This window comes from Cupriavidus sp. D39, assembly GCF_026627925.1.
In the GTDB taxonomy this organism is placed as follows: Bacteria; Pseudomonadota; Gammaproteobacteria; order Burkholderiales; family Burkholderiaceae; genus Cupriavidus; species Cupriavidus ulmosensis.
This window is the reverse complement of the sequence record NZ_JAPNLE010000009.1, coordinates 3764561-3789760: the sequence shown is the minus strand read 5'-3', so window position 1 is coordinate 3789760 and position 25200 is coordinate 3764561. Positions and strand designations below refer to the sequence as shown.

General features: G+C 66.2%; 17 protein-coding genes and 4 pseudogenes. 5 read left to right on the top strand and 16 right to left on the bottom strand.

The window, feature by feature from the left end; genetic code table 11:
• Nucleotides 1–151 precede the first annotated feature (151 nt).
• From OMK73_RS29765 to OMK73_RS29755, 3 genes are all read right to left on the bottom strand, one after another.
• Complete coding sequence (locus tag OMK73_RS29765; protein WP_267605180.1) at nucleotides 152–1333, bottom strand: isovaleryl-CoA dehydrogenase; 1182 nt, start codon at nucleotides 1331–1333, stop codon at nucleotides 152–154.
• 53 nt (nucleotides 1334–1386) lie between these two features.
• A complete protein-coding gene (locus OMK73_RS29760; protein ID WP_267605179.1) occupies nucleotides 1387–1845 on the bottom strand; it encodes a PaaI family thioesterase in 459 nt (152 codons plus the stop codon).
• An 85-nt stretch (nucleotides 1846–1930) separates the two neighbouring features.
• On the bottom strand, nucleotides 1931–2368 hold the full coding sequence (locus tag OMK73_RS29755) for a MerR family transcriptional regulator (RefSeq protein ID WP_267605178.1): 438 nt from the start codon (nucleotides 2366–2368) through the stop codon (nucleotides 1931–1933).
• 233 nt (nucleotides 2369–2601) lie between these two features.
• Here OMK73_RS29755 and OMK73_RS29750 point away from each other — a divergent pair.
• A pseudogene (locus tag OMK73_RS29750) lies at nucleotides 2602–3674 on the top strand (MBL fold metallo-hydrolase).
• 839 nt (nucleotides 3675–4513) lie between these two features.
• On the opposite strand, the gene OMK73_RS29745 reads toward OMK73_RS29750, so the two are convergent.
• From OMK73_RS29745 to argS, 6 genes and pseudogenes are all read right to left on the bottom strand, one after another.
• Nucleotides 4514–5770: an IS256 family transposase gene (locus tag OMK73_RS29745; protein WP_267605175.1), complete on the bottom strand. Its 1257-nt coding sequence runs from the start codon at nucleotides 5768–5770 to the stop codon at nucleotides 4514–4516.
• Nucleotides 5771–5847: 77 nt separating this feature from the next.
• A complete protein-coding gene (locus OMK73_RS29740; protein WP_267605173.1) occupies nucleotides 5848–6684 on the bottom strand; it encodes a helical backbone metal receptor in 837 nt (278 codons plus the stop codon).
• Entirely contained in the window at nucleotides 6681–7481 is an 801-nt protein-coding gene (locus tag OMK73_RS29735; protein ID WP_267605172.1) for an SDR family oxidoreductase, read from the bottom strand. The genes OMK73_RS29740 and OMK73_RS29735 overlap by 4 nt, the downstream gene beginning before the upstream one ends.
• Nucleotides 7482–7650: 169 nt before the next feature.
• Nucleotides 7651–8289: a thiol:disulfide interchange protein DsbA/DsbL gene (locus OMK73_RS29730; protein ID WP_267605171.1), complete on the bottom strand. Its 639-nt coding sequence runs from the start codon at nucleotides 8287–8289 to the stop codon at nucleotides 7651–7653.
• A gap of 91 nt (nucleotides 8290–8380) precedes the next feature.
• Nucleotides 8381–9151 carry an SPOR domain-containing protein gene (locus OMK73_RS29725; protein ID WP_267605170.1) on the bottom strand — a complete coding sequence of 257 codons (771 nt, stop codon included), beginning with the start codon at nucleotides 9149–9151 and terminating at the stop codon, nucleotides 8381–8383.
• Nucleotides 9152–9278: 127 nt separating this feature from the next.
• A pseudogene (gene argS / locus OMK73_RS29720) lies at nucleotides 9279–11071 on the bottom strand (arginine--tRNA ligase).
• Nucleotides 11072–11331: 260 nt separating this feature from the next.
• On the opposite strand from argS, the gene OMK73_RS29715 reads away from it, so the two are divergent.
• The gene (locus OMK73_RS29715; protein ID WP_267605169.1) at nucleotides 11332–11676 is read left to right on the top strand and encodes a DUF1840 domain-containing protein; all 345 of its coding nucleotides are present in this window, start codon (nucleotides 11332–11334) and stop codon (nucleotides 11674–11676) included.
• Between the two features lie 272 nt (nucleotides 11677–11948).
• Here the strand turns inward: OMK73_RS29715 and OMK73_RS29710 are convergent, their stop codons facing one another.
• From OMK73_RS29710 to OMK73_RS29695, 4 genes and pseudogenes are all read right to left on the bottom strand, one after another.
• Complete coding sequence (locus OMK73_RS29710) at nucleotides 11949–12464, bottom strand: ferritin-like domain-containing protein (protein ID WP_267606565.1); 516 nt, start codon at nucleotides 12462–12464, stop codon at nucleotides 11949–11951.
• Nucleotides 12465–12643: 179 nt separating this feature from the next.
• Nucleotides 12644–13066 (bottom strand): annotated as a pseudogene (locus tag OMK73_RS29705) (glycine zipper domain-containing protein).
• 159 nt (nucleotides 13067–13225) lie between these two features.
• The gene (locus OMK73_RS29700) at nucleotides 13226–13387 is read right to left on the bottom strand and encodes a DUF1328 domain-containing protein (protein WP_150992526.1); all 162 of its coding nucleotides are present in this window, start codon (nucleotides 13385–13387) and stop codon (nucleotides 13226–13228) included.
• Between the two features lie 83 nt (nucleotides 13388–13470).
• Nucleotides 13471–13644 carry a DUF1328 family protein gene (locus OMK73_RS29695; protein WP_035859073.1) on the bottom strand — a complete coding sequence of 58 codons (174 nt, stop codon included), beginning with the start codon at nucleotides 13642–13644 and terminating at the stop codon, nucleotides 13471–13473.
• Between the two features lie 284 nt (nucleotides 13645–13928).
• Between OMK73_RS29695 and OMK73_RS29690 the strand changes: the two are divergent.
• Nucleotides 13929–15382, top strand: a pseudogene (locus tag OMK73_RS29690) (CHASE3 domain-containing protein).
• Nucleotides 15383–15470: 88 nt separating this feature from the next.
• On the opposite strand, the gene ltrA reads toward OMK73_RS29690, so the two are convergent.
• The 3 genes from ltrA to OMK73_RS29675 form a co-directional block, all read right to left on the bottom strand.
• On the bottom strand, nucleotides 15471–16841 hold the full coding sequence (ltrA, locus tag OMK73_RS29685) for a group II intron reverse transcriptase/maturase (RefSeq protein WP_267600714.1): 1371 nt from the start codon (nucleotides 16839–16841) through the stop codon (nucleotides 15471–15473).
• A gap of 467 nt (nucleotides 16842–17308) precedes the next feature.
• Complete coding sequence (locus OMK73_RS29680) at nucleotides 17309–18991, bottom strand: long-chain fatty acid--CoA ligase (protein ID WP_267605168.1); 1683 nt, start codon at nucleotides 18989–18991, stop codon at nucleotides 17309–17311.
• A gap of 199 nt (nucleotides 18992–19190) precedes the next feature.
• Nucleotides 19191–19862: a TetR/AcrR family transcriptional regulator gene (locus tag OMK73_RS29675; RefSeq protein ID WP_267605167.1), complete on the bottom strand. Its 672-nt coding sequence runs from the start codon at nucleotides 19860–19862 to the stop codon at nucleotides 19191–19193.
• 219 nt (nucleotides 19863–20081) lie between these two features.
• Here OMK73_RS29675 and OMK73_RS29670 point away from each other — a divergent pair, with 219 nt between their 5' ends.
• Both OMK73_RS29670 and OMK73_RS29665 read left to right on the top strand, forming a co-directional pair.
• A complete protein-coding gene (locus OMK73_RS29670) occupies nucleotides 20082–21812 on the top strand; it encodes an AMP-binding protein (RefSeq protein WP_267605166.1) in 1731 nt (576 codons plus the stop codon).
• A 51-nt stretch (nucleotides 21813–21863) separates the two neighbouring features.
• A complete protein-coding gene (locus tag OMK73_RS29665; RefSeq protein ID WP_267605165.1) occupies nucleotides 21864–25184 on the top strand; it encodes an acetyl-CoA carboxylase family protein in 3321 nt (1106 codons plus the stop codon).
• Nucleotides 25185–25200 lie beyond the last annotated feature (16 nt).

Here is a 25200-nt window from a genome sequence, read left to right as displayed (position 1 = left end):
CGGTGACTAAAGCTAGAGGTGGTTCCGGAGATTGTAAATTGGTTCGGCGGTAGGGCGAGTGCTCTTTCGGTCAATTCGGCGCAGGCGGCAGGGCACTTAGGCTGGCGCTGCCGCCTCGCGCCACCGCGCCCGGCCGCGTGCAGCGCCTGCGTCACATGGTTTGCGAGAACAGCTCGCGCCCGATCAGCATGCGGCGGATTTCCGAGGTGCCGGCGCCGATCTCGTACAGCTTGGCGTCGCGCCACAGGCGGCCCACCGGGTACTCGTTGATATAGCCGTTGCCGCCCAGGATCTGCACGGATTCGCCGGCCATCCAGGTTGCCTTCTCGGCGGTGTACAGGATCACTGCGGCGCAGTCCTTGCGCACCTGGCGCACGTGTTCGGTACCGAGCGAGTCCAGATTCTTGCCCACCGTGTACAGGTAGCTGCGTGCCGCCTGCAGCGTGGTGTACATGTCGGCCACCTTGCCCTGGATCAGCTGGAACTCGCCGATGCTCTGGCCGAACTGCTTGCGGTCGTGGATGTACGGCGTGATCACGTCCATGCACGCCTGCATGATGCCTACCGGGCCGCCGGAGAGCACCGCGCGCTCATAGTCCAGCCCGCTCATCAGCACCTTGGCGCCCAGGTTCTCGCCGCCAAGGATGTTCTCCACCGGCACTTCCACGTCCTGGAACACCAGCTCACCCGTGTGCGAGCCGCGCATGCCGAGCTTGTCCAGCTTTTGCGCCACCGAGAAGCCCTTCATGCCCTTCTCGACGATAAAGGCGGTCATGCCGCGCGCGCCAAGGTCCGGCTCGGTCTTGGCGTAGACCACCAGCACGTCGCAGTCCGGGCCGTTGGTGATCCACATCTTGGTGCCGTTGAGCACGTAGTGGTCGCCCTTGAAGTCCGCGCGCAGCTTCATGCTCACCACGTCGGAGCCGGCATTGGGCTCGCTCATGGCCAGCGCGCCGATCCAGTCACCGGAGACCAGCTTGGGCAGGTATTTCGCCTTCTGCGAAGCGGTGCCGTTGCGGTGGATCTGGTTGACGCACAGGTTGGAATGCGCGCCGTAGGACAGGCCGACCGATGCGGAAGCGCGGCTGATTTCTTCCATGGCGATCATGTGGGCCAGGTAGCCCATATTGGCGCCGCCGTATTCCTCCGCCACGGTGATGCCGAGCACGCCGAGGTCGCCCATCTTCTTCCAGGCGTCCATCGGGAACTGGTCGGTGCGGTCGATCTCTGCCGCGCGCGGGGCCAGTTCGGCTTGCGCCCAGTTGCGCACGGATTCGCGCAGCATCTCGATGTCTTCGCCCAAGTCGAACTTCAGGCCTGGCAGGTCAGTCATGGCGGTCTCCTGGTGGAATCGGTCTTCTTGTCTTCTTGTTTTGTAGTTGGCGCTCAGACGTGGCCCAGCGTGCGCACCACGCACAGGGTCATCAGCATGGTGGCCACCGCCTTGCGCACGCCGTCGGTTTCGCTATACACGTCGCCCTGCGCCACGATCAGGGTGCGGCCCGGCTTGAGCACGCGGCCCACCGCCACCAGCCGCTCGCCCTGGGCGGGTGAGAGCAGGTTGATCTTGTATTCTGCGGTCAGCCCGGCCTCCCCGTCCCCCACCATCGACAGCGCGGCGTAGCCGCAGGCGCTGTCGGCCAGCGCGCCCACGGCGCCGCCGTGGAAGAAACCGTGCTGCTGGGTCACGCCCTCGGACCATGGCATGGCGATCTCCACCTCGCCGCGCGTAACCCGCGTCAGCGCCGCGCCGAAGGTGGTCATCAGGCCTTGGCGGGAGAAGCTGGTGGCAATGGCATCCGCGCGCTCGGCGGACAAAGGCGTGGCATCGACAGCTTGGGGCATGGGCTTTCCTCGATTGAGAAACTATTCTATTGACGTTTACGTAAACGTCAATCAAATCCGATACCGAAACCGGATTAATGGTTTATCAGGCGCTTTTTTCCGCCACCGGCGGTGATGCTTCGCACGCATGCGTCGCCAGCAACGCCCGGCACTGCCGCTCGTGCTGGTCGATCTCGGCTAGCTGCGCCTGCAGGTCCTCGAGCTGGCGCTCCAGCGTGCCGCGGTGATGCGCCAGCGCGTGCAGGAAGCGCTCCAGTTGCGGCGCGGTGTCGCGCGGCGACTCATACAGGTCGAGAATCTCGCGGATTTCGTTGAGCGTCAGCCCGAGGCGCTTGCCCCGCACCGTGAGCTTCAGGCGCGTGCGCTCGCGCCCGTTATAGACGCGCTTGCGCCCGGTCGGCCCTTCGCGCTCCGGCGACAGCAAGCCTTGGTCCTCGTAGAAGCGGATCGCACGCGGCGTCACGTCGAACTCGCGGGCGAGATCGGTGATGGTGTAGGTTGGCGTGGCTGGCGAGTCTGGCATGGTGGCCCGGTAAAAAAGTGAACGGTCGTTCGGTATGGAATGAAGTTTTCGCTTAATATTGAAAAAGCCCGCCCCAATTGACGTTAACGTTAGCGTCAAGCAAAGCCGATGGCAACCTTGACATGCAACCGTGACGTGCAAGCCGCCATCTTGCGACGGCTACCGTGACAACGAGAAAGCCCGCCTGCGCCCGGCACCGCGCGCACAGGGCTTCAGACCCCGAGAGACTCTTCATGAACGCACTCGAACACCAACTCCAATATCCGTTTGGCGAAACCCTGCCTGAAGGCGGCGCGCGGCAGCAAGTGGCCCCCGGCGTCTACTGGCTGCGCATGCCGCTGCCCTTTGCGCTGGACCATATCAACCTGTGGCTGGTGCGCGACCGCCTCGAAGGCCGCGACGGCTGGACCATCATTGATTGCGGCGTCACCAACGACACCATCAAGGCGCACTGGGAAACCGTGTTCGCCAACGAGCTCGATGGCCTGCCCGTGCTGCGCGTGATGGCCACCCACTGCCACCCCGACCACATCGGGCTGGCGCACTGGCTGTGCAAGCGCTGGGACGCCCGCCTGTGGATGAGCCTGGGCGACTACATGAACGCCCGCGTGATGGGTGGCGGCAGCGGCGTCGGCTCCAATGCCGGCGGCGACTTCGCGGCCAGCCACTTCGCCCGCCACGGCCTGACGGACCCTGACAGCCTTGAAAAGCTGCGCGCGCGCAAGAGCTACTACCCGTCGCTGGTGCCGGACCTGCCTACCCAGTACCGCCGCATGATGGACGGCGACATCGTGCATATCGGCACCGACCCGGCCAAGTCGGGCTGGCGAGTGATCACTGGCTTCGGGCACGCGCCCGAGCACGTCGCCCTCTACAACGCCGCCTTGGATGTGCTGATTTCCGGCGACATGGTGCTCCCGCGCATCTCCACCAATGTCAGCGTGTTCGACATGGAGCCGGAAGCCAATCCGCTCAAGCTATACCTGGATTCCCTGGGCAAGTACGAGCCGCTGCCGGAAGACGTGCTGATCCTGCCGTCGCACGGCCGGCCGTTCCGGAACCTGCATATCCGCATCGAGCAGTTGCGCCAGCACCATGTGGAGCGGCTTGCCGAGACGCGGGCGGCCTGCGTGGAGAAGGCCTGCAATGCGCATGACATTGTTGGGGTGATTTTCAACCGGCAGTTTGATATTCACCAGATGACGTTTGCGATGGGCGAGGCGCTGGCGCACTTGCATGTGTTGTGGCATGCGGGGGAAGTCAGGCGGGAGATTGGGGGGATGGGATTGTGAGGTTTAGGGTTTAGGGGTGGGCGTTGGGGTTTAACTACAGCTGCAACTGCAACTGCAACTGCAACTGCAACTGCAAATTCAGCTTCAAATTCAACGGCTTAACGTCAAAAGCAGCTGCAGTTTCACCTCCCTTCGGGGAGGCGACCTACTTTTTTGTCTTGCCAAAAAAGTAGGAAAAAAGGCGCGCCGGATGGGGCGACACCCCTCGGGATTTCACGAAAAGAGCGGCCGGGACCCAAACTCGCATCGCCTTAAGGCGATACTCAAACATGGGTCCCTCTTTTCCGCTCTTTTCGTGAAATCCCGAGGCGCCCCATACGGCCTAGGTAAACCTTGACGGCTCGCTACGCATCGCGCATGGGTGTTTCCCGCCTGACTGGCGGGAAACACGGCCGAACCAGCGTGAGCGCGATGTCGTCAAATCACCATTCGGTGTAGCCGTGATTTCCGCCCCCAGGCGGCAATCACCCATGCGCGATGCGAAGCGAGCCGTGTAGGTTTTCATCTCCCGTTATGGGGCGCCTCGTCGGCAGGCAAAAAGAGCGGAAAAGAGGAGGCCATGTTTGAGTATCGCCTTAAGGCGATGCGAGTTTGGCCTCCGGCCGCTCTTTTTGTCTGCCGACGAGGAGTCTTTCGCCCCATCCGGGTCGCCTTCTTTGCCTACTTTCTTGGCGAGACAAGAAAGTAGGTCGCCTCCCCGCAGGGGAGGTGAAACTGCCTTTGACTTTGACGTTAAGCAGTTGCAGTTGCAGTTGCAGTTGCAGTTGCAGTTAAGCGGGGGTGTCAGGATTTTTGTGTGCAAGGCTAAAAACCTGCCTGCCGGGCAGGCTGCCCGGCAGGCAGGCCTTTGATCCTATCTCAGCGATGGGGTTAGTGTGAAGCGATCCTCGTAGAGGATCGCGAACTGGTTCATGGCGGCTTTCCAGTCGTGCGTGGCGCTGCCCCACTTGCCGGTGATGTTGCGCAAGGCTAGCCACAGCAGTTTGGTGGCCGCTTCATCGCTCGGGAAGTGCCCGCGGGTCTTGATAATCTTACGCAGTTGCGCGTTGATGCTCTCGATGGCATTCGTGGTGTAGATGATCTTGCGGATGGCCGGCGGGAACGCAAAGAATGGAATCACCCGGTCCCAGGCGCGATGCCAGGAGGCTGCAATCGGTGGGTAGCGCTTGCCCCAGTCGCTTTGCTCGAAGGCCAACAGCGCCGCCTCGGCGGCCTCAACCGTGGCAGCCGTGTAGACAGGCTTGAGCGCGGCCGCCACCACACGGCGGTCCTTCCAGCTCGCGTAGTCCAGGCTGCCGCGTATCAGATGCACGACACAAGTCTGCAGTGTCGTGCTCGGGAACACCGCGTTCAGGGCCTGCTCCATGCCCTTCAAGCCGTCGGTCACCGCGATCAGGATGTCTTGGGTGCCTCGCGTCTTCAGGTCGTTGAACACCTTCATCCAGAACTTTGCCCCTTCGGTGGTCTCGATCCACAGGCCCAGGATGTCACGCGTGCCATCGGGCAGCACGCCCAGCGCCAGATAGACCGCCTTGCTGCGCACGACGCCATCCTCGCGCATCTTGACCCGCAGCGCGTCGAAGAACACGACCGGGTACATGACCTCCAATGGACGGGCCTGCCAGGCGGTGACTTCCTCCATGACCGCATCCGTTACCGAGCTGATGAACGCGGGCGACACCTCAGTGCCATACTGCTCGACCAGGAACGCCTGGATCTCGCGTACCGTCATGCCGCGCGCATACATGGCGATGATCTTGTCGTCAAAGCCAGTAAAACGCCGGTCGTGCTTGGGAATCAGGATGGGCGCGAAGCTGCCGTCGCGGTCGCGCGGGATCGCCAGCCGCAAGGGTCCCGTGTCCGTAAGCACGGTCTTGGCGCTGGAGCCATTGCGCTGGTTGGTTGCATCCTCGGGGCGCTCGGCACCCGCCGGGTAGCCCAGGTGATGGCCCAGCTCCGCGCCCATCGCCCGCTCGATCAGGGCCTTCTTGAACGCCATGGCGGCGTCTTGCACCGCCTCAGCAGTCATCGGACCTTTAACGAACTGATCGATCAGCTCCTTAGGGATGGTCGGAAGGTCCCTGGGTATGGCCTTTGGTTTGCGTGGCATTACATGCTCCTTGTCGACATGTTATGCCCTGCACACAAAATCCCGTACAGGCCCAGTTAAGCCGCTGCAACCACCCCCTAAACTCCCTCCGCATACCGCGCCAAATACCCCACCCCCTCCACAGCCCGACTCCCATACCAAGAAACCATCTCCCCATCAATCAGCAAAACCTCCTTGCCAATCTGCCGCTCCAGCGCATCCACATGTGCCTCGGTAAATCGATAAGGCTCGCTGGACAGCAAAACCAGGTCAATCTCCCGCACCAGCGCATCGCTCCACCGGAAGCTCGGATACCGCGTCTGCGGCGTATTGGGCCGGCTGCAATCGCCGTCGACACAGGCCTGCGGCATGGCGTCAGCCGAAGGCCACGTCTGCCAGTTCACCAGCGCCAGCATCCGGCTGATATAGGTATCGCGCGACACCGTCATCCATGGATCCTGCCAGATCGCATACAGCACCTTGCGCGCAGGCCACTGGCGGGAACGCACCTGCGCCAGCTCCACTTCCAGCGCCTTGCAGAGCGGCTCAGCCTGGGCAAGGCGGCCGAAGATGCCGCCCAGCAGCCGATAGAGCGCCAGGTTGTCCTCGGGCGCGCACGGGTGGGTGACGATCACATGCGGCACAAACGCGCGGATCGCATCCACCGTCTCGCGCCGGTTCTCGTCGATGTTGACCACCACATGCGTGGGCGCCAGCGCCCGCAGGCGCTCGAGCTTGACGTCCTTGGTGCCACCCACCTTGGCAACGGCACGCACGGCAGGCTCGGGATGGATGCAAAAGCCGGTGCGCGCCACCATCAGCGGCCCCAGCCCCAGCGCAAACAGCAGTTCGGTAACGGACGGCACCAGCGAGGCAATGCGCACCTCGCCCGTGGCCGGGCGGTGCAGGACGCCGGCTGCGTCCTGCCAGCTCATGGCTGCTTGTCCTGCGCGCGCGGCTTGCGCGGCGCGCGGGAGAAGATCGCGTCGTAGAGCCAGCGCGGCATCAGGTGCAGGATGGACGCGACCAGGCCCATCTGCCATGGCACCACGGCAAAGCGGCGCCCTGCGGCAATAGCACGCACCGCCTTGCGGGCGAACACGTCGGCGTCCATCAGGAAGGGCATGCGATAGGGATTGTGCTCGGTCATCGGCGTGCGGATGTAGCCGGGCGCGATGGTGACCACGCGGATGCGCTCGCGGCGCTGCTCCAGGCGCAGGCTTTCGAGCAGCTTGATCACGGCGGACTTGGAGGCGCTGTAGGCGCCCCCGCCCGGCAGGCCGCGCACGCCGGCCACGCTGGCGATGCCGACCAGCGTGCCGCGCCAGCCGCCAGCGCCGGGTTCCCGCTCGCGCATGGGCTGCATGAAGGGCTGGAAGGTGGTGAGCACGCCGAACCAGTTGGTGTCCATCACCATGCGGAAGGCTTCGAGATCCTCGCGCTCGCTGGCGACGGTGCCAACCGATACGCCGGCATTGGCGATCACCACATCGGGGCAACCAAAATGATCGAGGAAGTCTTGGGCGGCGCGCTGCATGGCATCGGCATCGCGCACATCCGCGGCATAAACGCGGACCGCATTGGGATTGGGCAGGGTGCGGGCGAATTCACGCAGCACCTCTTCACGCCGGCCAACCAGGCCGAGGATGGCGCCCTGCGAGGCGTACTCGCGCGCCAGGGCCTGGCCGAGTCCGCTCGACGCGCCGGTAAGGAAGACTTTCTGTGCTCGCATCGGGAGGGTCCAGGGGTAAGCGCAACATGGTTCATGCCGACCGACCCCGCCCTGGCGCGCGCCGGACGCCGCGACGCCACGCCGGCGCCGGCGGTGCCGGACGACCGCTGGTGGCCGTCAGCCGGCTCGCGCGTGGCGAGCCGAAAGGCTGGCGGCCGCAGCCCGGGAATTACATCTTCTTGTCGCGCACCTGGCCGACCACGTAATCCATGGTCTGGATGGCCGTGCCCTTCGTGCCGGCGATGGACGGCGAGGTCACGTACTTGCCCTGCACCACAATGGTCGGCACGCCGTCGACCTTGTAGGCGTCGGCGATCTTGTTGGCGCGCTGCGAGTTGGTGGTCACCGAGAACGAGTTGTAGGCGTCGAGGAAGGCCTTGCGGTCGATGCCGTTCTTGGCCATGAAGTCGGCGATCTCGTTCGGGTCCAGCATGCGCTTGCGGTCGACGTGGATGGCGTTGAAGACCTTGGTGTGCATGGCGTCCAGCTTGCCGATGGCTTCCAGCGCGTAGAAGATCTTGGTGTGCGGCAGCAGGTCGTCGCGGAAGGCAACCGGCACGCGCTTGAACACCACGTCCTTGCCTTGCTTGCCGACCCAGGCTTCCAGCTCGGGCTCGAAGTCAAAGCAGTGCGGGCAGCCGTACCAGAAGAACTCGGTGACTTCGATCTTGCCCGGCGAGACGGGCTGCGGCGCTTTCAGGACCTGGTATTCCTTGCCCGAGGTGGGCGCGGCTGCCTGGGCGGGCGCGGTCATCAGGAAACCGGTCACAGCGACCAGCGTGGCAAACAAGGTGGCGAGTTTCTTCATGTGGCGCGGCTTTCGAGAATGGGCAATGAGCGTATGACAGCGGCGGGGTGATCCGGTTCAGCGGATCGCCCCGGGTTACCGTTACTGCTTGTTACTGCTTGGTAAAGCGAATGACCGAAGCTTCGAAGCCCGACGCCTGCAACCGGTCGCGCGAACGGTTCATGTCGTCGATCTTGTTGAACGGCCCCAGGCGCACGCGATAGAGCTTGACGCCGTTGACGTCGCGCTCGGTCACCTTGGCTTCGAACCCCTGCATGGCCAGGTTGGCCTTCTGGCGGTCGGCGTCGTCCTGCGAGCGGAAGGCGCCTACCTGCAGCAGGTAGCCCACCTTGTTGGCATCGGCCTGGGCGATCTCGGCGATCGGGTCGGCGACGGGCTTCTCGGCTGGCTTTTCTGCAGGCTTCTCGGCAGGCTTCTGCGCCGGCTTTTCGGCAGGCTTTTCCGCGGGCTTGTCCACGGGTCTTTCAGCGGGCTTCTCGGCGGGGCGTTCCGCGGGCCGGTTGACGGCCACCGGCGGCTGGCGCTCGGGCGGCTTCACCGTGGTCGGCGCCGGGCCGGCGGGCTGCTCCGGCTCGGCGGCGGGCCCGACGGGCTTGGCCGGCGTCTTGCTCCACAGCGGCTTGTTGGGATCGCTTGGCGCTTCCTGCGCCGGAGCGGGCAGGTTGCTGACCACATTGCCGGGCTCGGCCGGCTTCTGTGCGCCCTTTTGCTGGAATGGCGCCGGTGACTTGGTGATGTACAGGGCGACCACTACCGCGATCGCCAGGCCGACGATCAGGCCCAGCACCAGTCCCAGGAACGTACCTCCGCGCTGCGGGGCGCGGCTGGCATTGCGCGGGGTGCGCTTGCGTTGCTGTTGCATGAATTCCTCTAGCGTGATGGCGCGATTATAGAGCCTGCGCCGATCCCGGCATCACTGTCTGTGGTCAGGGCGATACGGATAAGGCGCGCCATGCCGGGGCTTGCCCCCGGCATGGCGCCGGCATGGCTTACATGCGCTGCGGCGCCGAGACGCCGATGACCGCCAGCCCGTTGCGCAGCACCTGGCGGGTGGCGGCCAGCATCGCCAGGCGAGCCAGCTTGACCGCCTCGTCATCCACCAGCACGCGATCGGAGTTGTAGAAGGCGTGGAAATCGCCCGCCAGGTCCCGCAGGTAAAAGGCGACCGCATGCGGCGCCAGCTCACCCGCCGCCGCCGCCAGCATGTCCGGGAAATCGGCCAGGCGCTGGCCCAGCGCGAGCGCCTGCGGGGTGGCGTCGGCGCCAGTTACGGGCGCCAGGTCGGTGCCGGCCAGGGCAGGCAGCCTGGCCTCCCAGTCCGCGCCGCCCCAGGATTCGAAGATCGAGCAGATGCGGGCATGGGCGTACTGCACGTAATACACCGGGTTCTCGTCGTTCTGCTTGAGGGCCAGGTCGACGTCGAAGATGAATTCCGTATCGGCCTTGCGCGACAGCAGGAAAAGCGCACCGCGTCGCGCCCGCGGGTGAAGTGCTCGGGCCAGTCGGCCACGCCGGCTTCCAGGCAGCCGCGGATGGTCTCGCCGCCTTCCGCGCCGTTGCTCCACTCGATCAGGTCGCGCACGGTCACGTAGGAACCGGCGCGCTTGGAAATCTTGACCTCCTCGCCGTTCTTCATGACGGTGACCATCTTGTGCAGGATGTAGTCGGGGTAGCCTTTGGGGATGCCGATGTCCAGCCCCTGCAGGCCGGCGCGCACGCGGGCAATGGTGCCGTGGTGGTCGCTGCCCTGCACGTTGATGACCTTGGCGAAGCCGCGCTCCCACTTGCTGGTGTGGTAGGCCACGTCCGGCACGAAATACGTATAGGTGCCGTCGGTCTTGCGCATGACGCGGTCCTTGTCGTCGCCGTCGTCGGTGGTGCGCAGCCACAGGGCGCCTTCGTTCTCGTAGGTCTTGCCCTTGGCCACCAGCGACTGCACGGCGGCCTCGACGCGGCCGTCGCTGTACAGCGAGGACTCCAGGTAGTAGTGGTCGAACTTGACGCCGAAGGCGCGCAGGTCGATGTCCTGCTCGTTGCGCAGGTAGGCCACGGCAAACTTGCGGATCGATTCGATGTCCTCGACGTTGCCGGAGGCCGTCACGGCGTCGCCGTCGGAGGCGCGCACGGTCTTGCCGGCCAGGAAGTCGGCGGCGATGTCGGCGATGTAGTCGCCGTTGTAGGCCGACTCCGGCCAGGCGGCGTCGCCCGGCTTGAAGCCGCGGGCGCGTGCCTGCACCGATACGGCCAGGGTCTGGATCTGCACGCCAGCGTCGTTGTAGTAGAACTCGCGATGCACGGCAAAGCCCTGCCAGTCCAGCAGGTTGGCCAGTGCGTCGCCCAGTGCCGCCTGGCGGCCGTGGCCGACGTGCAGCGGGCCGGTCGGGTTGGCGGAGACGAACTCGACCAGCACCTTGCCGTGCACGCCGCTGTCCTTGGCGCCGTAGCGGTTGCCCTGCTCCAGCACCGCGCGCAGCACGTCGGCCTTGGCGGCCGGCGTCAGGCGCAGGTTGATAAAGCCGGGGCCGGCGATTTCCAGGCTGGCCACCAGCCCGGCGGTACGCGCGTCGGCCTTGACCGCGTCGACGATCTGCTGGGCCAGCTCCCGCGGGTTGCGCTTGAGCGCGCGGGCAACCTGCATGGCGAGGTTGCAAGCCAGGTCGCCGTGGGCGGCGACCTTCGGACGCTCGAAGACGGCGTCGGGCAGGGCGGCGTCGGCCGGAGCGATTGCGCGCACCGCGTCATTGAACGCAGCGGCAAGATTGGTGGTCTGAACTGGCAGCATGGATGTCGTGGCCCTGAGGCGGTTGTCTGGTGCCGTAGCGGCGGTTCTGCCGCGGCGGCACCGTCACGGGCGGCATGTGGAGGCCGCGCCGCGTGGCAGGCAATGAATTGCAGAACGCGGAATTTTATCAGGTGCTATGCTGACATCATGCAGCAAGCCCAAAACCGGCTGTTGCGAGCCCTTTGCCCGATCCCGGGACAAGCCGCGCGGCCATGGTTTTCGCCCATGTACTTCGCTGTACGCCAAGGAAAGGAAATATCATGCTGATCACCTTCAAATCCCACGCGTCGCAAGACCTCATCATGATGAGAGACCTTGCCGTGACGCTCCTGGGGATTATCGGCAAGCACCTGGGAGAGCGCGGGGTGATCACCATCGAGGAACTGCCCCGCTGCATCCATATACTGGAAGCCGCTGTGACGGACGCCAAGAAGGTGCACCCGGCCGTATCGTCGGTCCACCCCGGCAAGAATGACGACGACATCGAGGAAGAGCCCCTGCACCTGGGCCAACGCGCCTACCCCTTCCTCGACATGCTGCGCGCTTCCCAGCGCGAGAACACCGAGGTGATGTGGGGGTGTAGGCAGCGCGCCGCATCCCCGTAGATAGACAACAAGGTGGCCGGCGCCAGCCGGCGGCCTTGCCCGCCCTTCCGCTCACCCTTCCGCTCGCCGCACTTCGGCCAGCTTCCCGCCCCGCCTGGTTTCCATTCTCCTGCTTGCTAGCGCTTCCGGAAAAAATGGCCCGGCCGATGATTCGGGCCGGGCATGCCGGATCAGGGAGGGGATCCGGAAGGGGGAAGAATTGTGTTGTGGGGTGCGACCCACGTGGCGAGTGCGGCGCATGCAGCACTGCCAGCCCGGCTGGCGCCGTAGCGCTAGCCCTTGTCCAGCATTTCCGCGAGCTCGTCGGCGTGTTCTTCCTCGACCGCCAGGATTTCCTCCAGCATGCGGCGGGTGGTCGGGTCGCGCTCGCCCAGGTACTGCACCATCTCGCGGTAGCTCTCGATGGCGATCCGCTCGGCCACCAGGTTTTCCTTGATCATGTCGGTCAGCGATCCGGCCTCGACGTACTCGGCATGGCTGCGCGAGGTCAGGGTGTCCGGCGAGAAATCCGGCGCCCCGCCCAGTTGCACGATGCGCGCCGCAATGCGGTCGGCGTGCCCCTGTTCGTCGTCGGAGTGCACCTTGAACTCGGCCGCGATGGGTTCCGCGTGGATCCCCTTGGCCATGAAGAAGTGGCGCCGATAGCGCAGCACGCAAACCAGCTCCGTGGCCAGGGCTTCATTGAGCAGCTTCAGCACGGTGGTCCGGTCCGCGTCGTAGTCCTGGGTGACGGCACCGTCCTCAATGTGCTTGCGGGCGCGTTCGCGCAGCGTCTTGACGTCCGACAGGAAGCCCCGCTTGCGCCTTTCCCATTCTGGACCTGCTGATCCTTGCCCTTGCCGCCGACGGGCTTCTCCGGCTTCTCTTTCACGGGGTTATCCATGGCAGTCATGCTCCTGTGGATTCGGGGATGGCCTCTGACGGGCCTGCTGCCCTATTCAATCGGGCTGGGCGCAATGTGGCTCAGTCAGTCATTGCCGCTGCGCCCATTGGCCGCCAGCGCCAGCAGCAAGCCGAGGAAAGCGCCTACCGCCGCCGCGATACCGATCGCCTTCAGCGGCGACGCCACCACGCGTTGCTGCACGCCGTCCACTGCGTGGTCGACACGCTCGCGGGCGCGGGCCTTGAGTTGGTCGGCCAGGGCGCGTGAGCGGTCCTGCAGCCGGCGTCCGGCCTGCACTGCCTCGGACGAGCCTTCGCGCCCCAGCACTTCCATCGTTTGCTCGAGCTGGGCGATCTACGCCCTGACCTCGCCGGCCACGGGCCTGGCGGCTTCGCGGGCGGCGCCGCGCGCATCGCGCGCCGCATGCCGGATCTGGCGCACCGTGCTTTCGGCACTGTCAGCCAGGTGACTCACTTCTTTTCGGATCTTCGGATTGTTGGTCAGCATCGCTTATCTCCGTTTCGTCTGATGACTCGCTGTGATTCGGTTCATGCTGTCTGTCAGGATGCCGGGACGGCATGCGCAGTGCGGGGCGGCGGCCCTGCCGACCGCCACCCCGCCCGCCCGCGGCTTTCGCTGCCATCGCGCAAGCCGCGCCTGACACCCCTAACGCCTGACCAGGCTGATCACAAACGTCACCAGCGCAACCACCAGGAAGATGAAGAACAGGATCTTGGCGATCTCGACCGCCCCTGCCGCGATGCCCCCAAAACCGAAGACCGCGGCGATCAGGGCGATGACAAAAAATACGAGTGCATAGTGCAACATGGTGATGGCTCCCTAAGTGGATGGGGCTGCGGCGCCAGGTGGCACGCGCTTGGCAAGTGACAGCGGCTGGCGACTGCTATTCGCTATTTCACCGCCTTGAACACGGTCACGCCCAGGACAAGGAACAGCACGAACAGCACCAGGAAGATGAAGAACAGGATCTTGGCAATGCCGGCCGCACCGGCAGCAATGCCTGTGAACCCCAGCAAGCCGGCGACCACGGAGACCACTGCAAAGATCAGCGCCCATTTCAGCATTGACGTTCTCCCTCGTTCTTCCCGAGCTGGCTTGACGCAGGGTGCGCAAGCTCATGGAACCATGGTAGAAATCAGACCTCCCTGCAGACACCGCAGCCGCACCGATTCGCTTGTCAGCCGATTCCTACAGCCCAAGCGCTGGCGCGGCCTCGCGGGCAGCACCACGGAGGCGGCAGGTTGACCGTGGGCCGTCGATGTGCTTCCATCGACGCAGACAGGTGCAGGCCAGGCGCGGCGGCGCGGGAACGCCGCGCCGGCCAAGCGCCCGATATCGGGAAACGAACATGTTCAAGCAGTCACTGTTGCGCTCAACCTTGCTACTGGCGGGCGGCATCGTGCTTACCGTGGTGGTGCTGATCGCCTCCGAGGCGGGCAACATTCGCTTGCGCCAGGGCTATACGCAAGTCATCCAGTCGCAGCAGGTACAGGGCCAGATCACCTCCCTGCTTGGCGAGCTGGTCAATGCCGAAGCCGGCCAGCGCGGCTTCCTGCTGACCGGCAAGGAAAGCTACCTCCAACCGTATTACCAGGCTGTGCCGCGCATCAATGCGCTGATGAGCGCGCTGCGTAACCGCTACGCGGACGACCCGGAGGCGCTCAAGCTGTTCACCGAGGCTTCCACCGCCGTCAACCGCAAGCTGACCGAGATGGACCTGACGCTGATCTACGGCAAGCGCGACGTGGAGGTCGCGCTCGACCTGGTGCGCACGGACTTCGGCAAGCAGACCATGGACAACGCACGGCGCGGGCTGGAAGCCTTGCTCCAGCGCGAGGCGGCATTGGTGCCGCAAAGCCTGGAGTACGCCGACCGCGATCTCGCGCTGTCGCGCTACGGCATCGGCCTGCTGACCGCCATCAATATCGTGCTGCTGATCGTCGTGGGCTTGCAGCATTCGCGCCGCATGGCGGTATCGGAAGCCGCGCGCAGCGAGCTGGAAGAAGAAAGTGCGCGCCTGGATAACATGGTGCGCTCGCGCACGCGCCAGCTATCGGCGCTGGCATCCCACCTGCAGCGCGTGACCGAGGACGAGAAGACGCGGCTGGCGCGCGAGCTGCACGACGAGCTGGGCGCCATCCTGACCGCCACCAAGCTCGATATGCACTGGGTACGCCGCCGCATCCAGGACACGCACCCGGATGTGGCGGAAAAGCTCACCCGCGTGATGCTGCATGTGGACCAGGGGATCCAGATCAAGCGGCGCCTGATCGAGGACCTGCGGCCCACCGTGCTGCTCAACCTGGGCCTGAAGGAAGCCATCGGCCAGTTGGTGGAGGAAGTCGCCGCGCGCAACCGGTGGGAGGCGGATGTGCAGCTGGCAGAGGCGGTGCCGCCGCTGCGCGACGACGCGGCCATCGCCCTTTACCGCATCGTGCAGGAGTCGCTCACCAACGCCAGCAAGTACGCCGAAGCGCAGCGCGTGTCCATCAAGCTCGATTGCGCCGACGGCGTGCTCTCGCTGGCAATCAGCGACAACGGGCGCGGGCTGCCGGCGGATTTCGAATTGCGGCGCTCGGTGGGACACCATGGCCTGCTGGGCATGGAGCAGCGCATGATCGCGCTGGGCGGCACGCTGGAGCTCAATCGGAGCGCGGCGCCGGCGTAACCATCCGGGTAGTGGTGCCGCTCACCGATGCCATCGTGACGCCGCCGCGCGATGATGAGGACGGGCTGGACGGGCTGGGTGACCCCGGCGGGCAGCCGCAGGACGAGCCCACCAGCACGCCGCCGGCCAACTAGGCAATCGGCATAGGGGCAGCCCACTGGCTGCGCCCCTGCCACACCACCCGGCATGCGGGTCCGCACCGGGCGGTTCGAGAGGTTGAGGTTAAGTGAGACGGGGCATGCCCAACTGATCGAAGTAGGCGATGGTCAGGACCCGGTTCAGCGTGTCGCCGCTGTTGCGCCACCAGCACCGGCTACTCGCCGCTGCTTGCCTGGCGGCATCCGCTGTAGCACCCAGCGCACGCAACTCTCGGTAAATGACCCGACCACGGCGCCAGTGCTTGAGCTGGATGGCCCTCAGCCGGTGGCGCATCCACTTGTCCAGCTCGCGCCAGACCTGGGGCGTTTGCGCCAGCCGGAAGTAGGCCTTCCATCCCAGAACATATGGCCTCACCCGATCCACGACTGCCTGCAGACTCCGCCCGCCTGAGCGGCGAGTCAGTTCGCGGATGCGTTGCTTGAACGTCAGCAGCGGCTTAACTGCCACTTTGCGCTTGACCACTCCCCCTGCGGCCACCCAGAAGCTGTAGCCGAGGAACTTGCGGCCAAACGCGCTCGCCACCGCGCTCTTTGCCTCGTTGACCTTCAAGCGCAGGCTGCCGTACAAGCGCCGCAATAGCGCCATCACCCGCTCGCCCGCCCGCCGACTGCGCACGTACACGTTCGCATCATCGGCATAGCGCACGAAGCAATGACCTCGACGCTCCAACGCCTTGTCCACCTCATCGAGCAGTACGTTAGCCAGCAGCGGTGACAGCGGCCCGCCTTGCGGCGTGCCCTCGTACCGCTGCAGCACTACCCCGCCATCCATCAGCCCGCTGTTCAGATACGCCCGGATCAGCCGGATGACCCCGGCGTCCCCGATGCGCTTCTGTAGACGGTCAATCAGGATGTCGTGGTTGACCCGGTCAAAGAACTTCTCCAGATCCACGTCCACCACCACTCGCCGCCCCGACTGCACGTACGACTGCGCGGCTAACACCGCATCGTGCGCACGCCGCCCAGGCCGGAAGCCGTAGCTGTGCTCGCTGAAGGTGGGGTCCAGCATCGGCTGCAGCACCTGCAACAGCGCCTGCTGGATCAGCCGGTCCGTCACCGTCGGAATACCGAGCTCGCGCTCGCCTCCTCCGTCCGGCTTCGGAATCGTTACCCGCCGTACCGGACTGGGCCGGTACGTCCCCTTGAGCAGTTGCTGGCGGATCTCCGGCCACGCCGACACCAGATAGCGGGCGGTCTGATCAATATCCAGACCATCCACGCCAGCGGCGCCTTTGTTGCGGCGGACCCGCCTGAACGCCTGCTTCAGGTTCTCTCGCGTCAGCGCCGCTGCCAGCAGCGCCGACCCCGTGTCCTCCGGTCCCCGCCGCGGACCGCCGGCTTCGTCGCAGGCGGGTTCACGGCCGGCTTCACCGCCCGCTACTCCCTCCCGCCCCGCTCGCGCGGGCTTCTGACGCAATGCCTTCGGTATCGACATGGCTTCGAACACTCCCTCTCGTTCGGTCCTTCGTCGGCGGATTCGAGCCTTGCCGGCGCTACCCCCAACTACTTCGACCTCTGCTGACTTCTCGCTCCGGCTCGACGCCGTCGCCCTTTCAGGCATGAGGCGAGATCTCCCCAGGTAAGAACGCACTCCTTCGCTGCACAACCGCCGGATTTACGCCGCCTCCCCTTGATCACGAGAACTTCGCGGTTTCATGCCCGCTCGTCCTGGTCGGCACCGCCTTCTATCCGGTTCGTGTTCCTCGGCTCGCAGCTTCGCTCCACGCTTCCTCCCCACGATCGGTCGCCCTTTCGCAGTTGCGCTTCGCTTCGATCGCTGTGATCAACTTACGGTGGGACTTGCACCCACAGGAGTGCGCCCATGCTGGGCGCACATGAAAAAGGCCTCCTTGCGGGAGGCCGTTCTTACTGCGGCGCGCGCAGCTGGATTTCGCGCTTCGCTCAGGCCGCCTTGCGGCTGTCGCGCAGTTCGCGGCGCAGGATCTTGCCCACATTGGTCTTGGGCAACTCGCTGCGGAACTCCACGAACTTGGGCCGCTTGTAGCCGGTCAGGCGTTCCTTGCAGAAGGCAATCAGCTCGGCCTCGGTCAGCGCGGGATCCTTGCGGACCACGTACAGCTTGACCACTTCGCCCGAATGCTCGTCGGGCACGCCCACCGCTGCCACCTCCAGCACGCCCGGGCACTCGGCGGCCACGCCCTCGACCTCGTTCGGATACACGTTGAAGCCGGACACCAGGATCATGTCCTTCTTGCGATCGACGATCTTGGTGTAGCCGCGCGCGTCCATCACGCCGATGTCGCCGGACTTGAAGAAGCCGTCGGCCGTCATGACCTTGGCGGTCTCGTCCGGGCGGTTCCAGTAGCCTGCCATCACCTGCGGGCCGCGGATGCAGATCTCGCCGGGCTGGCCAAGCGGCACGTCAGCGCCGTCGTCGTCGCGAATGGCGATGTCGGTCGACGGCAGCGGCAGGCCGATGGTGCCGGAGAACGCGTCGGAATCGGTCGGGTTGCAGGTAGCCGAAGGCGAGGTCTCCGACAGGCCGTAGCCCTCGATGATCGGGCAGCCCGTCCTGGCCAGCCACTTCTTGGCCACCGCTTCCTGCACCGCCATGCCCCCGCCGTTGGCCACGCGCAAGCCGGAGAAGTCGACCTTGTCGAACTCCGGGTTATTGATCAGCGCGTTGTACAGCGTATTGACCGCCGGGAACATGTTGAACTTGTACTTCTGCAGCTCCTTGATGAAGCCGGGGATATCGCGCGGGTTGGGGATCAGCACGCTCAGGCCGCCGCTGCGCATGCCCAGCAGGCAGCAGACCGTCAGCGCGAAGATGTGGTACAGCGGCAGCGCCGTGATGGTGACCACCTGGTCGATCGGCGCGCCCTTGGCCAGCGCCGGCTGCATCCAGGCTTCGGACTGCAGCACGTTGGAGACGATGTTCCGGTGCAGCAGCACGGCGCCCTTGGACACGCCGGTGGTGCCACCGGTGTATTGCAGGAAGGCAACATCGTCCGGGCCCGTGGTGGCGGGCTGCAACTGCATGCCGCGGCCCTCCTCCAGCACCGCATTGAAGCGCACGCAGTTGGGCAGCTCCCAGGCCGGCACCATCTTCTTGACGTTGCGCACCACGAAATTGACGATCGCGCCCTTGAGGCCGCCCAGCAGGTCGCCCATGCTGGCCACCACCACATGCTTGACCGGCGTGGCGGGCAGCACTTGCTCCAACGTGGTGGCGAAGTTCTCGAGGATGACGATGGCCTCGGCGCCGCTGTCCTTGAGCTGATGCTCGAGTTCGCGCGGGGTGTAGAGCGGATTGACGTTGACCACGACAAAGCCGGCACGCAGCACGGCGGCTAGCACCACGGGATACTGCAGCACGTTGGGCATCATGATGGCCACGCGCGCGCCGGCCTTGAGCCCGCGCGACTGCAGCCACGCCGCGAACTGCCGCGACATGCGGTCGAGCTCGCCGTAGGTGATCGACTTGTCCATGCACACAAAGGCACGGCGATCAGCATAGGTGCGGAAGGATGCCTCGAGCAATTCGGCCAGCGAGCGGAACTGGCTGCTATCGATCTCGGCAGGCACGCCGGCCGGGTAATGCTTCAGCCACAGTCTTTCCATGCACCGTCTCCTGATTTTCTGAATGGTCGTTCGATTTTCGACAGATGCTAAACGCGCGACCCGGTTAAGACAACACGTTAGATGAAGTCCTCTGGACCCTCTCCACCTTCTGACGTGAAGTTTAGCGCACAGTTCAACCCGGACTCGGGAATTCCCCTAGCGGCTTCTCGCCAGGCCGCCACGAAAAGCCTCGCCGAAGTCAGGCGTTCACCGGCAGCACCATCTTCATCATGTTGGTGGCCAGTTCTTCCGCCAGCGTCTGCGCCTCCATGCGCTCGGGCTGGTGCCAGGTGTACATGAAGCCAACCACGCTGCCGATCGCATGAGCGGTCACGCGTGCGTCGCCATAGCTGAACACGCCCGCGCGCTTGCCTTCCTCCAGCAGCGCATAGAGGTCGCGGTAGAAGGCACGCGCCATATTGCCCAGCCAAGTCACCGTTTCCGGCCGCAGGTACTGGTTGTCGCGGAAGCTGAGCGTGGCGGGCACGTAGCAGGCGATGCAACGCCGCGCCATTTCCAGCAGGCAGGCATGCAGGCGCTCGCGCACCGGCAGGGCCGGATCGGCGGTCTCGCGGATGACCGGCAGGCAAGTCTGCGCGGACTCGCGGCACAGGATGTCGAAGATCTCGTACTTGTCGGTGAAGTAGTAGTACACCGCCGGCTTGGTCACGCCCAGCGCGCGGCACAGGTCGTTCATCGTCATGCCGGGATAGCCCTTGGTATAGAACAGCTGGGCAGCGGTATCGAGAATCTGGCGGCGGCGCGCTTCCTGCCGCTCGGCGATATGCGAGCGGGCGGGTACGGCGTCCAGAGCGATCTCCGGGACGGCCTCGGCGGCGGGAGCAGGAGCGGTTTTCTGTGCAGTCGGCATGACGCGATTCTCGCATGGCGCCGCGCCTGGAAGGCCCGGCAGTCCGTTTTGGCGTTGACCCGCTACCCCTGGCTGCCACTGATTCACGCAGCCGGCGCCTGGCTTGACGCGTGACGGCAATGCCAATACGATCATACCCAAGGGTAAGTAAATATACCAAAGAGTAAATTTCGCCAACCCAAGCCGGCTTGGCGGCCCACCAGCAAGGAGACACCGCCAATGGACGAGACGACCTACCTGGCCGACATGCATGCGCGCTGGCAGCGCGCATGGCCCGAGCACACCCCGCGCGCGCCGCAATATCCGTTGGGGCGCCAGCCGCTCACGGACATGCTGCGCCACTGGGGCCGCACCCGGCCGGACCGCCCCGCAGTGATCGTCTACGGCCACCAAACCACCTATGCCGGGCTCGACGCGCAGAGCGACCGCTGCGCCGCGCTGCTGGCAGCGCACGGCATCGGCGCCGGCGACCGCGTGGCGGTACTGATGCCCAATTGCCCGCAATTCCACGTCGTGTTCTTCGGCATCCTCAAGCTGGGCGCCGTGTACGTGCCGATCAGCCCGCTCTCGCAGCGCGCCGAGTTGCAGCACGCGCTCGCCGACAGCACGCCGCGCGCGCTGATCGCGCTCGACCAACTGGTGCCGCTGGTGCGCGAAACGCGCGCCGCGCTGGGCACGCAGGATCCGCTAGCGCTGCTGTTCACAACCAGCTTTGCCGATGTGATTCCCGCCGAGCCCACGCTGCCGCTGCCGCCCATGATGCAGGCACCGCGCTACCACGGCGAAGCGCAGGACCACGCCATCGACCTGCTGCCCGCAATGGCCGCGTGCACGCACCCGGCGCCCGCCACGCCGGCATCGCTCGATGCCGTGGCCGCGCTCAACTACACCGGCGGCACCACCGGCCTGCCCAAGGGCTGCATCCATACCCAGGGCGATATGGTGGACATGGCGGCCGCGTTCGGCGCGGTCTCGCTGGATATCGCCAACGACAGCGTCATGCTGGGCTTCTTCCCCGAGTTCTGGATCGCCGGCGAAAACCTCTGCCTGATCTTCCCCGCCTTCTTCGGCATCCCGCTGGTGCTGCTGGCGCGCTGGGATCCCGAGACCTTCATGGCGGCGGTGCAGCGCTACCGCGTCACCAACGCCTCGATGCTGGTGGACAACGCGGTGGAGGTGATGGAGCACCCGCGCGCGGCGCAATACGCATTGCGCTCGCTGCGCTACGTGGGCGTATCGTCCTTCGTCAAGAAGCTCAACCTGCCTTATCGCCGCGCATGGCAGGCGCTGACCGGCTCGGTCATCGCCGAGACCGCCTGGGGCATGACCGAGACCCAGACCTGCAACACCTTTGCCTACGGCATGCAGGACGATGACCTGGACCTGCGCGCCCAACCCATCTTTGTCGGCCTGCCCGTGCCCGGCACCGAATTCAAGATCTGCGACTTCGAAGGCGGCGAACTGCTCCCGCCGGGCGCCGAGGGCGAGCTGTGCGTGCGCACGCCGACCCTGCTCAAAGGCTACTGGAACAAACCCGACGCCACGCGCGAATCGCTGCGCAACGGCTGGTTCCACACCGGCGACATCGGCCTGATCGACGAGCACGGCTACCTGCACTACCTGGGCCGGCGCAAGGAGATGCTCAAGGTCAACGGCATGAGCGTCTTCCCGGCCGAGATCGAGGCGCTGCTGGGCCAGCATCCGGCCATTCTCGGCTCGGCGGTGCTGGGCCGCGCGGATGAAGACCGCGGCCAGTTGCCGGTGGCCTTTGTCATGCTAAAGCCCGAGGCCATCGGCACGGTGGACAACGCCGCGCTGGTGCAATGGTGCCGCGCCAATATGGCGGTCTACAAGGTGCCGCTGGTGCAGATCGTCGACGCCCTGCCGCTGACCGCCACGGGCAAGGTGCGCAAGCAGGACCTGGCGCCGCTTGCCGAACAGCTTGGCTGAACCCGCGATGCCTCTCTCCCTCACCTCCGCCCTATTCACCTCCTCCACATCATGACGTTGCGCAAGCTACTGATCGCCAATCGCGGTGAAATCGCCATCCGCATCGCCCGCGCCGCCGCGGCCACGGGCCTGGTAAGCGTGGCCCTGTACAGCGAGGACGATCGCGACGCCCTCCATGTGCGCAAGGCCGATGGCGCGGTGGCGCTGCCCGGCACCGGACCGCGCGCATACCTTGACATCGCGCAGGTGGTAGACGCCGCGCGCCGCAGTGGTTGCGACGTGGTCCACCCGGGCTACGGCCTGCTGTCCGAGAACGCCGAGTTTGCCCAGGCCTGCCTGGATGCCGGCCTGGCCTTCGTCGGCCCCGCGCCCGATGTGCTGCGCCTGTTCGGCGACAAGGCGCGGGCGCGCGCACTGGCGCGCGAGTGCAACGTGCCCGTGGTGCCGGGCTCGACCGGGCCGACGACCCTGGCTGCCACGCACGCGTTCTTTGCTGCGCTGCAGGCGCCGGGCAAGCCGGCCGGCATGATGATCAAGGCGCTGGCGGGCGGCGGCGGGCGCGGCATGCGCGCGGTGCACGCGGCAGCGGACATCGACGAGGCTTATGCCCGCTGCGTCTCCGAAGCCACGGCCGCGTTCGGCAACGGCGCCGTCTACGTGGAGCGCATCGTCCACGCGCCGCGCCATATCGAGATCCAGGTGGTGGCGGATGCGGCCGGTGGCGTGATGGCCCTGGGCGAGCGCGAATGCAGTCTGCAGCGCAGGCACCAGAAGCTGGTGGAAGTGGCGCCCAGCCCTTCGCTCGATGCCGGCACGCGCGCGCGCCTGGCGCAGGCCGCGATCACGCTGGCACGCGCCAGCGCCTATCGCGGCATTGGCACCTTTGAATTCCTGCTGGGCGCCGATGGCGAGTTCTGGTTCATGGAGGCCAACCCGCGCCTGCAGGTGGAGCACACCGTCACGGAAATGGTGACCGGCGTGGACCTGGTCCAGGTGCAGCTGGCCATCGCCGGCGGCCAGGATCTCGATCACCTCGGGCTGGCGCAAGCACCAGCGCCGCGCGGCATCGCGGTGCAGTTGCGCATCAACGCGGAGCACCTCGACGCGCAGGGCCAGTTGCGCCCCGCCAGCGGCCGCATCGACGCCTACGAGCCGCCCAGCGGCCCCGGCGTGCGCGTCGACGGCGCGGGCCATGCCGGCATGACCGTCAACCCGCGCTTCGATTCGCTGCTGGCCAAGCTGATCGTGCACGAGCCCGGCGGCAACTACGAGCGCGCGCTGGCCCAGGCCTATCGCGCGCTGTGCGAGTTCCGCATCGAGGGCATCGACACCAACCGCAGGCTGCTGCAGGACCTGCTGCTGCGCGACGACGTACGGCGCAACGCGGTCCACACCCAATACCTGGATGCCGCGCTGCCGGCGCTCGCGGCGCAAGCCCAGGATAGCGAGCCAGGCCATCCGGCGCTGCATGCGGTGGGCGCGGCCGGCAGCCCGCAAGCGCTCGCATCCACGCTGCCGGACGATCTGCCGGACGACGCCGAGCTGCTCTGCGCGCCCATGGACGGCGCGCTGGCGGCTGTGCAGGTGCGCCCCGGCGACCGCGTGCGGCGCGGGCAGCCGCTGGCCATCATCGAAGCCATGAAGATGGAGCACCCGCTGGAAGCGCCGGGCGCGGGCGAAGTCCTGCGCGTGCTGGCCGCGCCCGGCGACGTGCTGCGCGCGGGCGCGCCGGTGATCGTGCTGTCGATGGATGCAGGCGGCCACCATGCGGCGCAGGCCGGCGCCGCCGTGGATCCCGCCCATATCCGCGCGGACCTGCGCGACGCCCTGGCCCGCCACGCACTCACGCTGGATGCGGCCCGAGCGCAAGCGGTGGACAAGCGCCATGCCCGGGGCGGGCGCACCGCGCGCGAGAACATCGCCCAGCTGTGCGATGCCAACTCGTTCATCGAGTACGGCGCGCTGGCCATCGCCGCGCAACGCCAGCGCCGCAGCGTGGAGGACCTGGAGCGCGCGACACCGGCCGACGGCATCGTCACCGGCATCGGCACCGTCAACGCCGAACGCTTCCCGGCAACGGATGCGCGCTGCATGGTGCTGGCGTACGACTACACGGTGCTCGCCGGAACCCAGGGCTTCTACGGCCACAAGAAGCTGGACCGCATGCTGGCGCTGGCGCGCCAGTGGAGCCTGCCGGTGGTGCTGTTCGCCGAAGGCGGCGGCGGGCGGCCCGGAGACACCGACACCCCGGTGGTGGCCGGGCTGGATTGCACCTCCTTCATCCAGCTCGCACGGCTGTCCGGCCAGGTGCCGCTGGTGGGGATCGTCTCCGGGCGCTGCTTTGCCGGCAATGCCGCGCTGCTGGGCTGCGCCGACGTGATCATCGCCACGCGCAACGCCACCATCGGCATGGGCGGCCCGGCCATGATCGAAGGCGGCGGGCTCGGCGTGTTCGCCCCGGAGGAGGTCGGCCCGGTGAGCGTGCAAGCACCCAACGGCGTGATCGACGTGCTGGTCGACGACGAGGTCGCCGCGGTGGAAGCCGCGCGCCGCTACCTGTCCTACTTCCAGGGCGACCTGGCCCTCTGGCAGGCCGGCGACGCCCGCGCGCTGCGCCACCTGATCCCGGAGAACCGGCTGCGCAGCTACGACATGCGCGGCGTGCTCGCGGCGCTGGCCGATCACGATTCGGTGCTGGAGCTGCGCGCCGCCTTTGGGGCGGGCATCATCACCGCGCTGATCCGCATCGAAGGCCGCGCCTTCGGCTGCATCGCCAACAACCCGCGGCACCTGGGCGGCGCCATCGATGCCGCCGCCGCCGACAAGGCCGCGCGCTTCATGCAGCTATGCGATGCGCACGGATTGCCCATCGTCTCGCTGTGCGACACGCCCGGCTTCATGGTGGGGCCGCAGGCCGAGAAGACCGCCACCGTGCGCCACGTCTCGCGCCTGTTCGTCACCGCCGGCGCGCTGCGCGTGCCCTTCTTCACCGTGGTGCTGCGCAAGGGCTATGGCCTGGGCGCGCAAGCCATGGCGGGCGGCAGCTTTAGCGCACCGTTCTTTACGGTAGCGTGGCCCAGCGGCGAGTTCGGCGCGATGGGCATAGAGGGCTCGATCCGGCTAGGCTTTCGCAAGGAGCTGGAAGCCGTGGCCGACCCGGACGAGCGCGAAGCCTTGTTTGCGCGCATGATCGAGGCGGCCTACCAGCGCGGCCGAGCGCTTAATATGGCTAGCCACCTGGAAATCGACGCCGTCATCGACCCGGCCGACACACGCCACTGGCTGCTGCGCGGCCTGGCCTCGGCGCTCTCGGCACCGGGCGCGCGCGATACGCCTGCGGCCGAATCGCGCCGTTTCATCGACACGTGGTGACGAGAACAAGGAGAGG

Coding starts and splice junctions, on each gene's coding strand:
- OMK73_RS29765 (WP_267605180.1), bottom strand. CDS start 1,333: ATGACTGACCTGCCAGGCCTGAAGTTCGACTTGGGCGAAGACATCGAG.
- OMK73_RS29760 (WP_267605179.1), bottom strand. CDS start 1,845: ATGCCCCAAGCTGTCGATGCCACGCCTTTGTCCGCCGAGCGCGCGGAT.
- OMK73_RS29755 (WP_267605178.1), bottom strand. CDS start 2,368: ATGCCAGACTCGCCAGCCACGCCAACCTACACCATCACCGATCTCGCC.
- OMK73_RS29745 (WP_267605175.1), bottom strand. CDS start 5,770: ATGCCACGCAAACCAAAGGCCATACCCAGGGACCTTCCGACCATCCCT.
- OMK73_RS29740 (WP_267605173.1), bottom strand. CDS start 6,684: ATGAGCTGGCAGGACGCAGCCGGCGTCCTGCACCGCCCGGCCACGGGC.
- OMK73_RS29735 (WP_267605172.1), bottom strand. CDS start 7,481: ATGCGAGCACAGAAAGTCTTCCTTACCGGCGCGTCGAGCGGACTCGGC.
- OMK73_RS29730 (WP_267605171.1), bottom strand. CDS start 8,289: ATGAAGAAACTCGCCACCTTGTTTGCCACGCTGGTCGCTGTGACCGGT.
- OMK73_RS29725 (WP_267605170.1), bottom strand. CDS start 9,151: ATGCAACAGCAACGCAAGCGCACCCCGCGCAATGCCAGCCGCGCCCCG.
- OMK73_RS29715 (WP_267605169.1), top strand. CDS start 11,332: ATGCTGATCACCTTCAAATCCCACGCGTCGCAAGACCTCATCATGATG.
- OMK73_RS29700 (WP_150992526.1), bottom strand. CDS start 13,387: ATGTTGCACTATGCACTCGTATTTTTTGTCATCGCCCTGATCGCCGCG.
- OMK73_RS29695 (WP_035859073.1), bottom strand. CDS start 13,644: ATGCTGAAATGGGCGCTGATCTTTGCAGTGGTCTCCGTGGTCGCCGGC.
- ltrA (WP_267600714.1), bottom strand. CDS start 16,841: ATGTCGATACCGAAGGCATTGCGTCAGAAGCCCGCGCGAGCGGGGCGG.
- OMK73_RS29680 (WP_267605168.1), bottom strand. CDS start 18,991: ATGGAAAGACTGTGGCTGAAGCATTACCCGGCCGGCGTGCCTGCCGAG.
- OMK73_RS29675 (WP_267605167.1), bottom strand. CDS start 19,862: ATGCCGACTGCACAGAAAACCGCTCCTGCTCCCGCCGCCGAGGCCGTC.
- OMK73_RS29670 (WP_267605166.1), top strand. CDS start 20,082: ATGGACGAGACGACCTACCTGGCCGACATGCATGCGCGCTGGCAGCGC.
- OMK73_RS29665 (WP_267605165.1), top strand. CDS start 21,864: ATGACGTTGCGCAAGCTACTGATCGCCAATCGCGGTGAAATCGCCATC.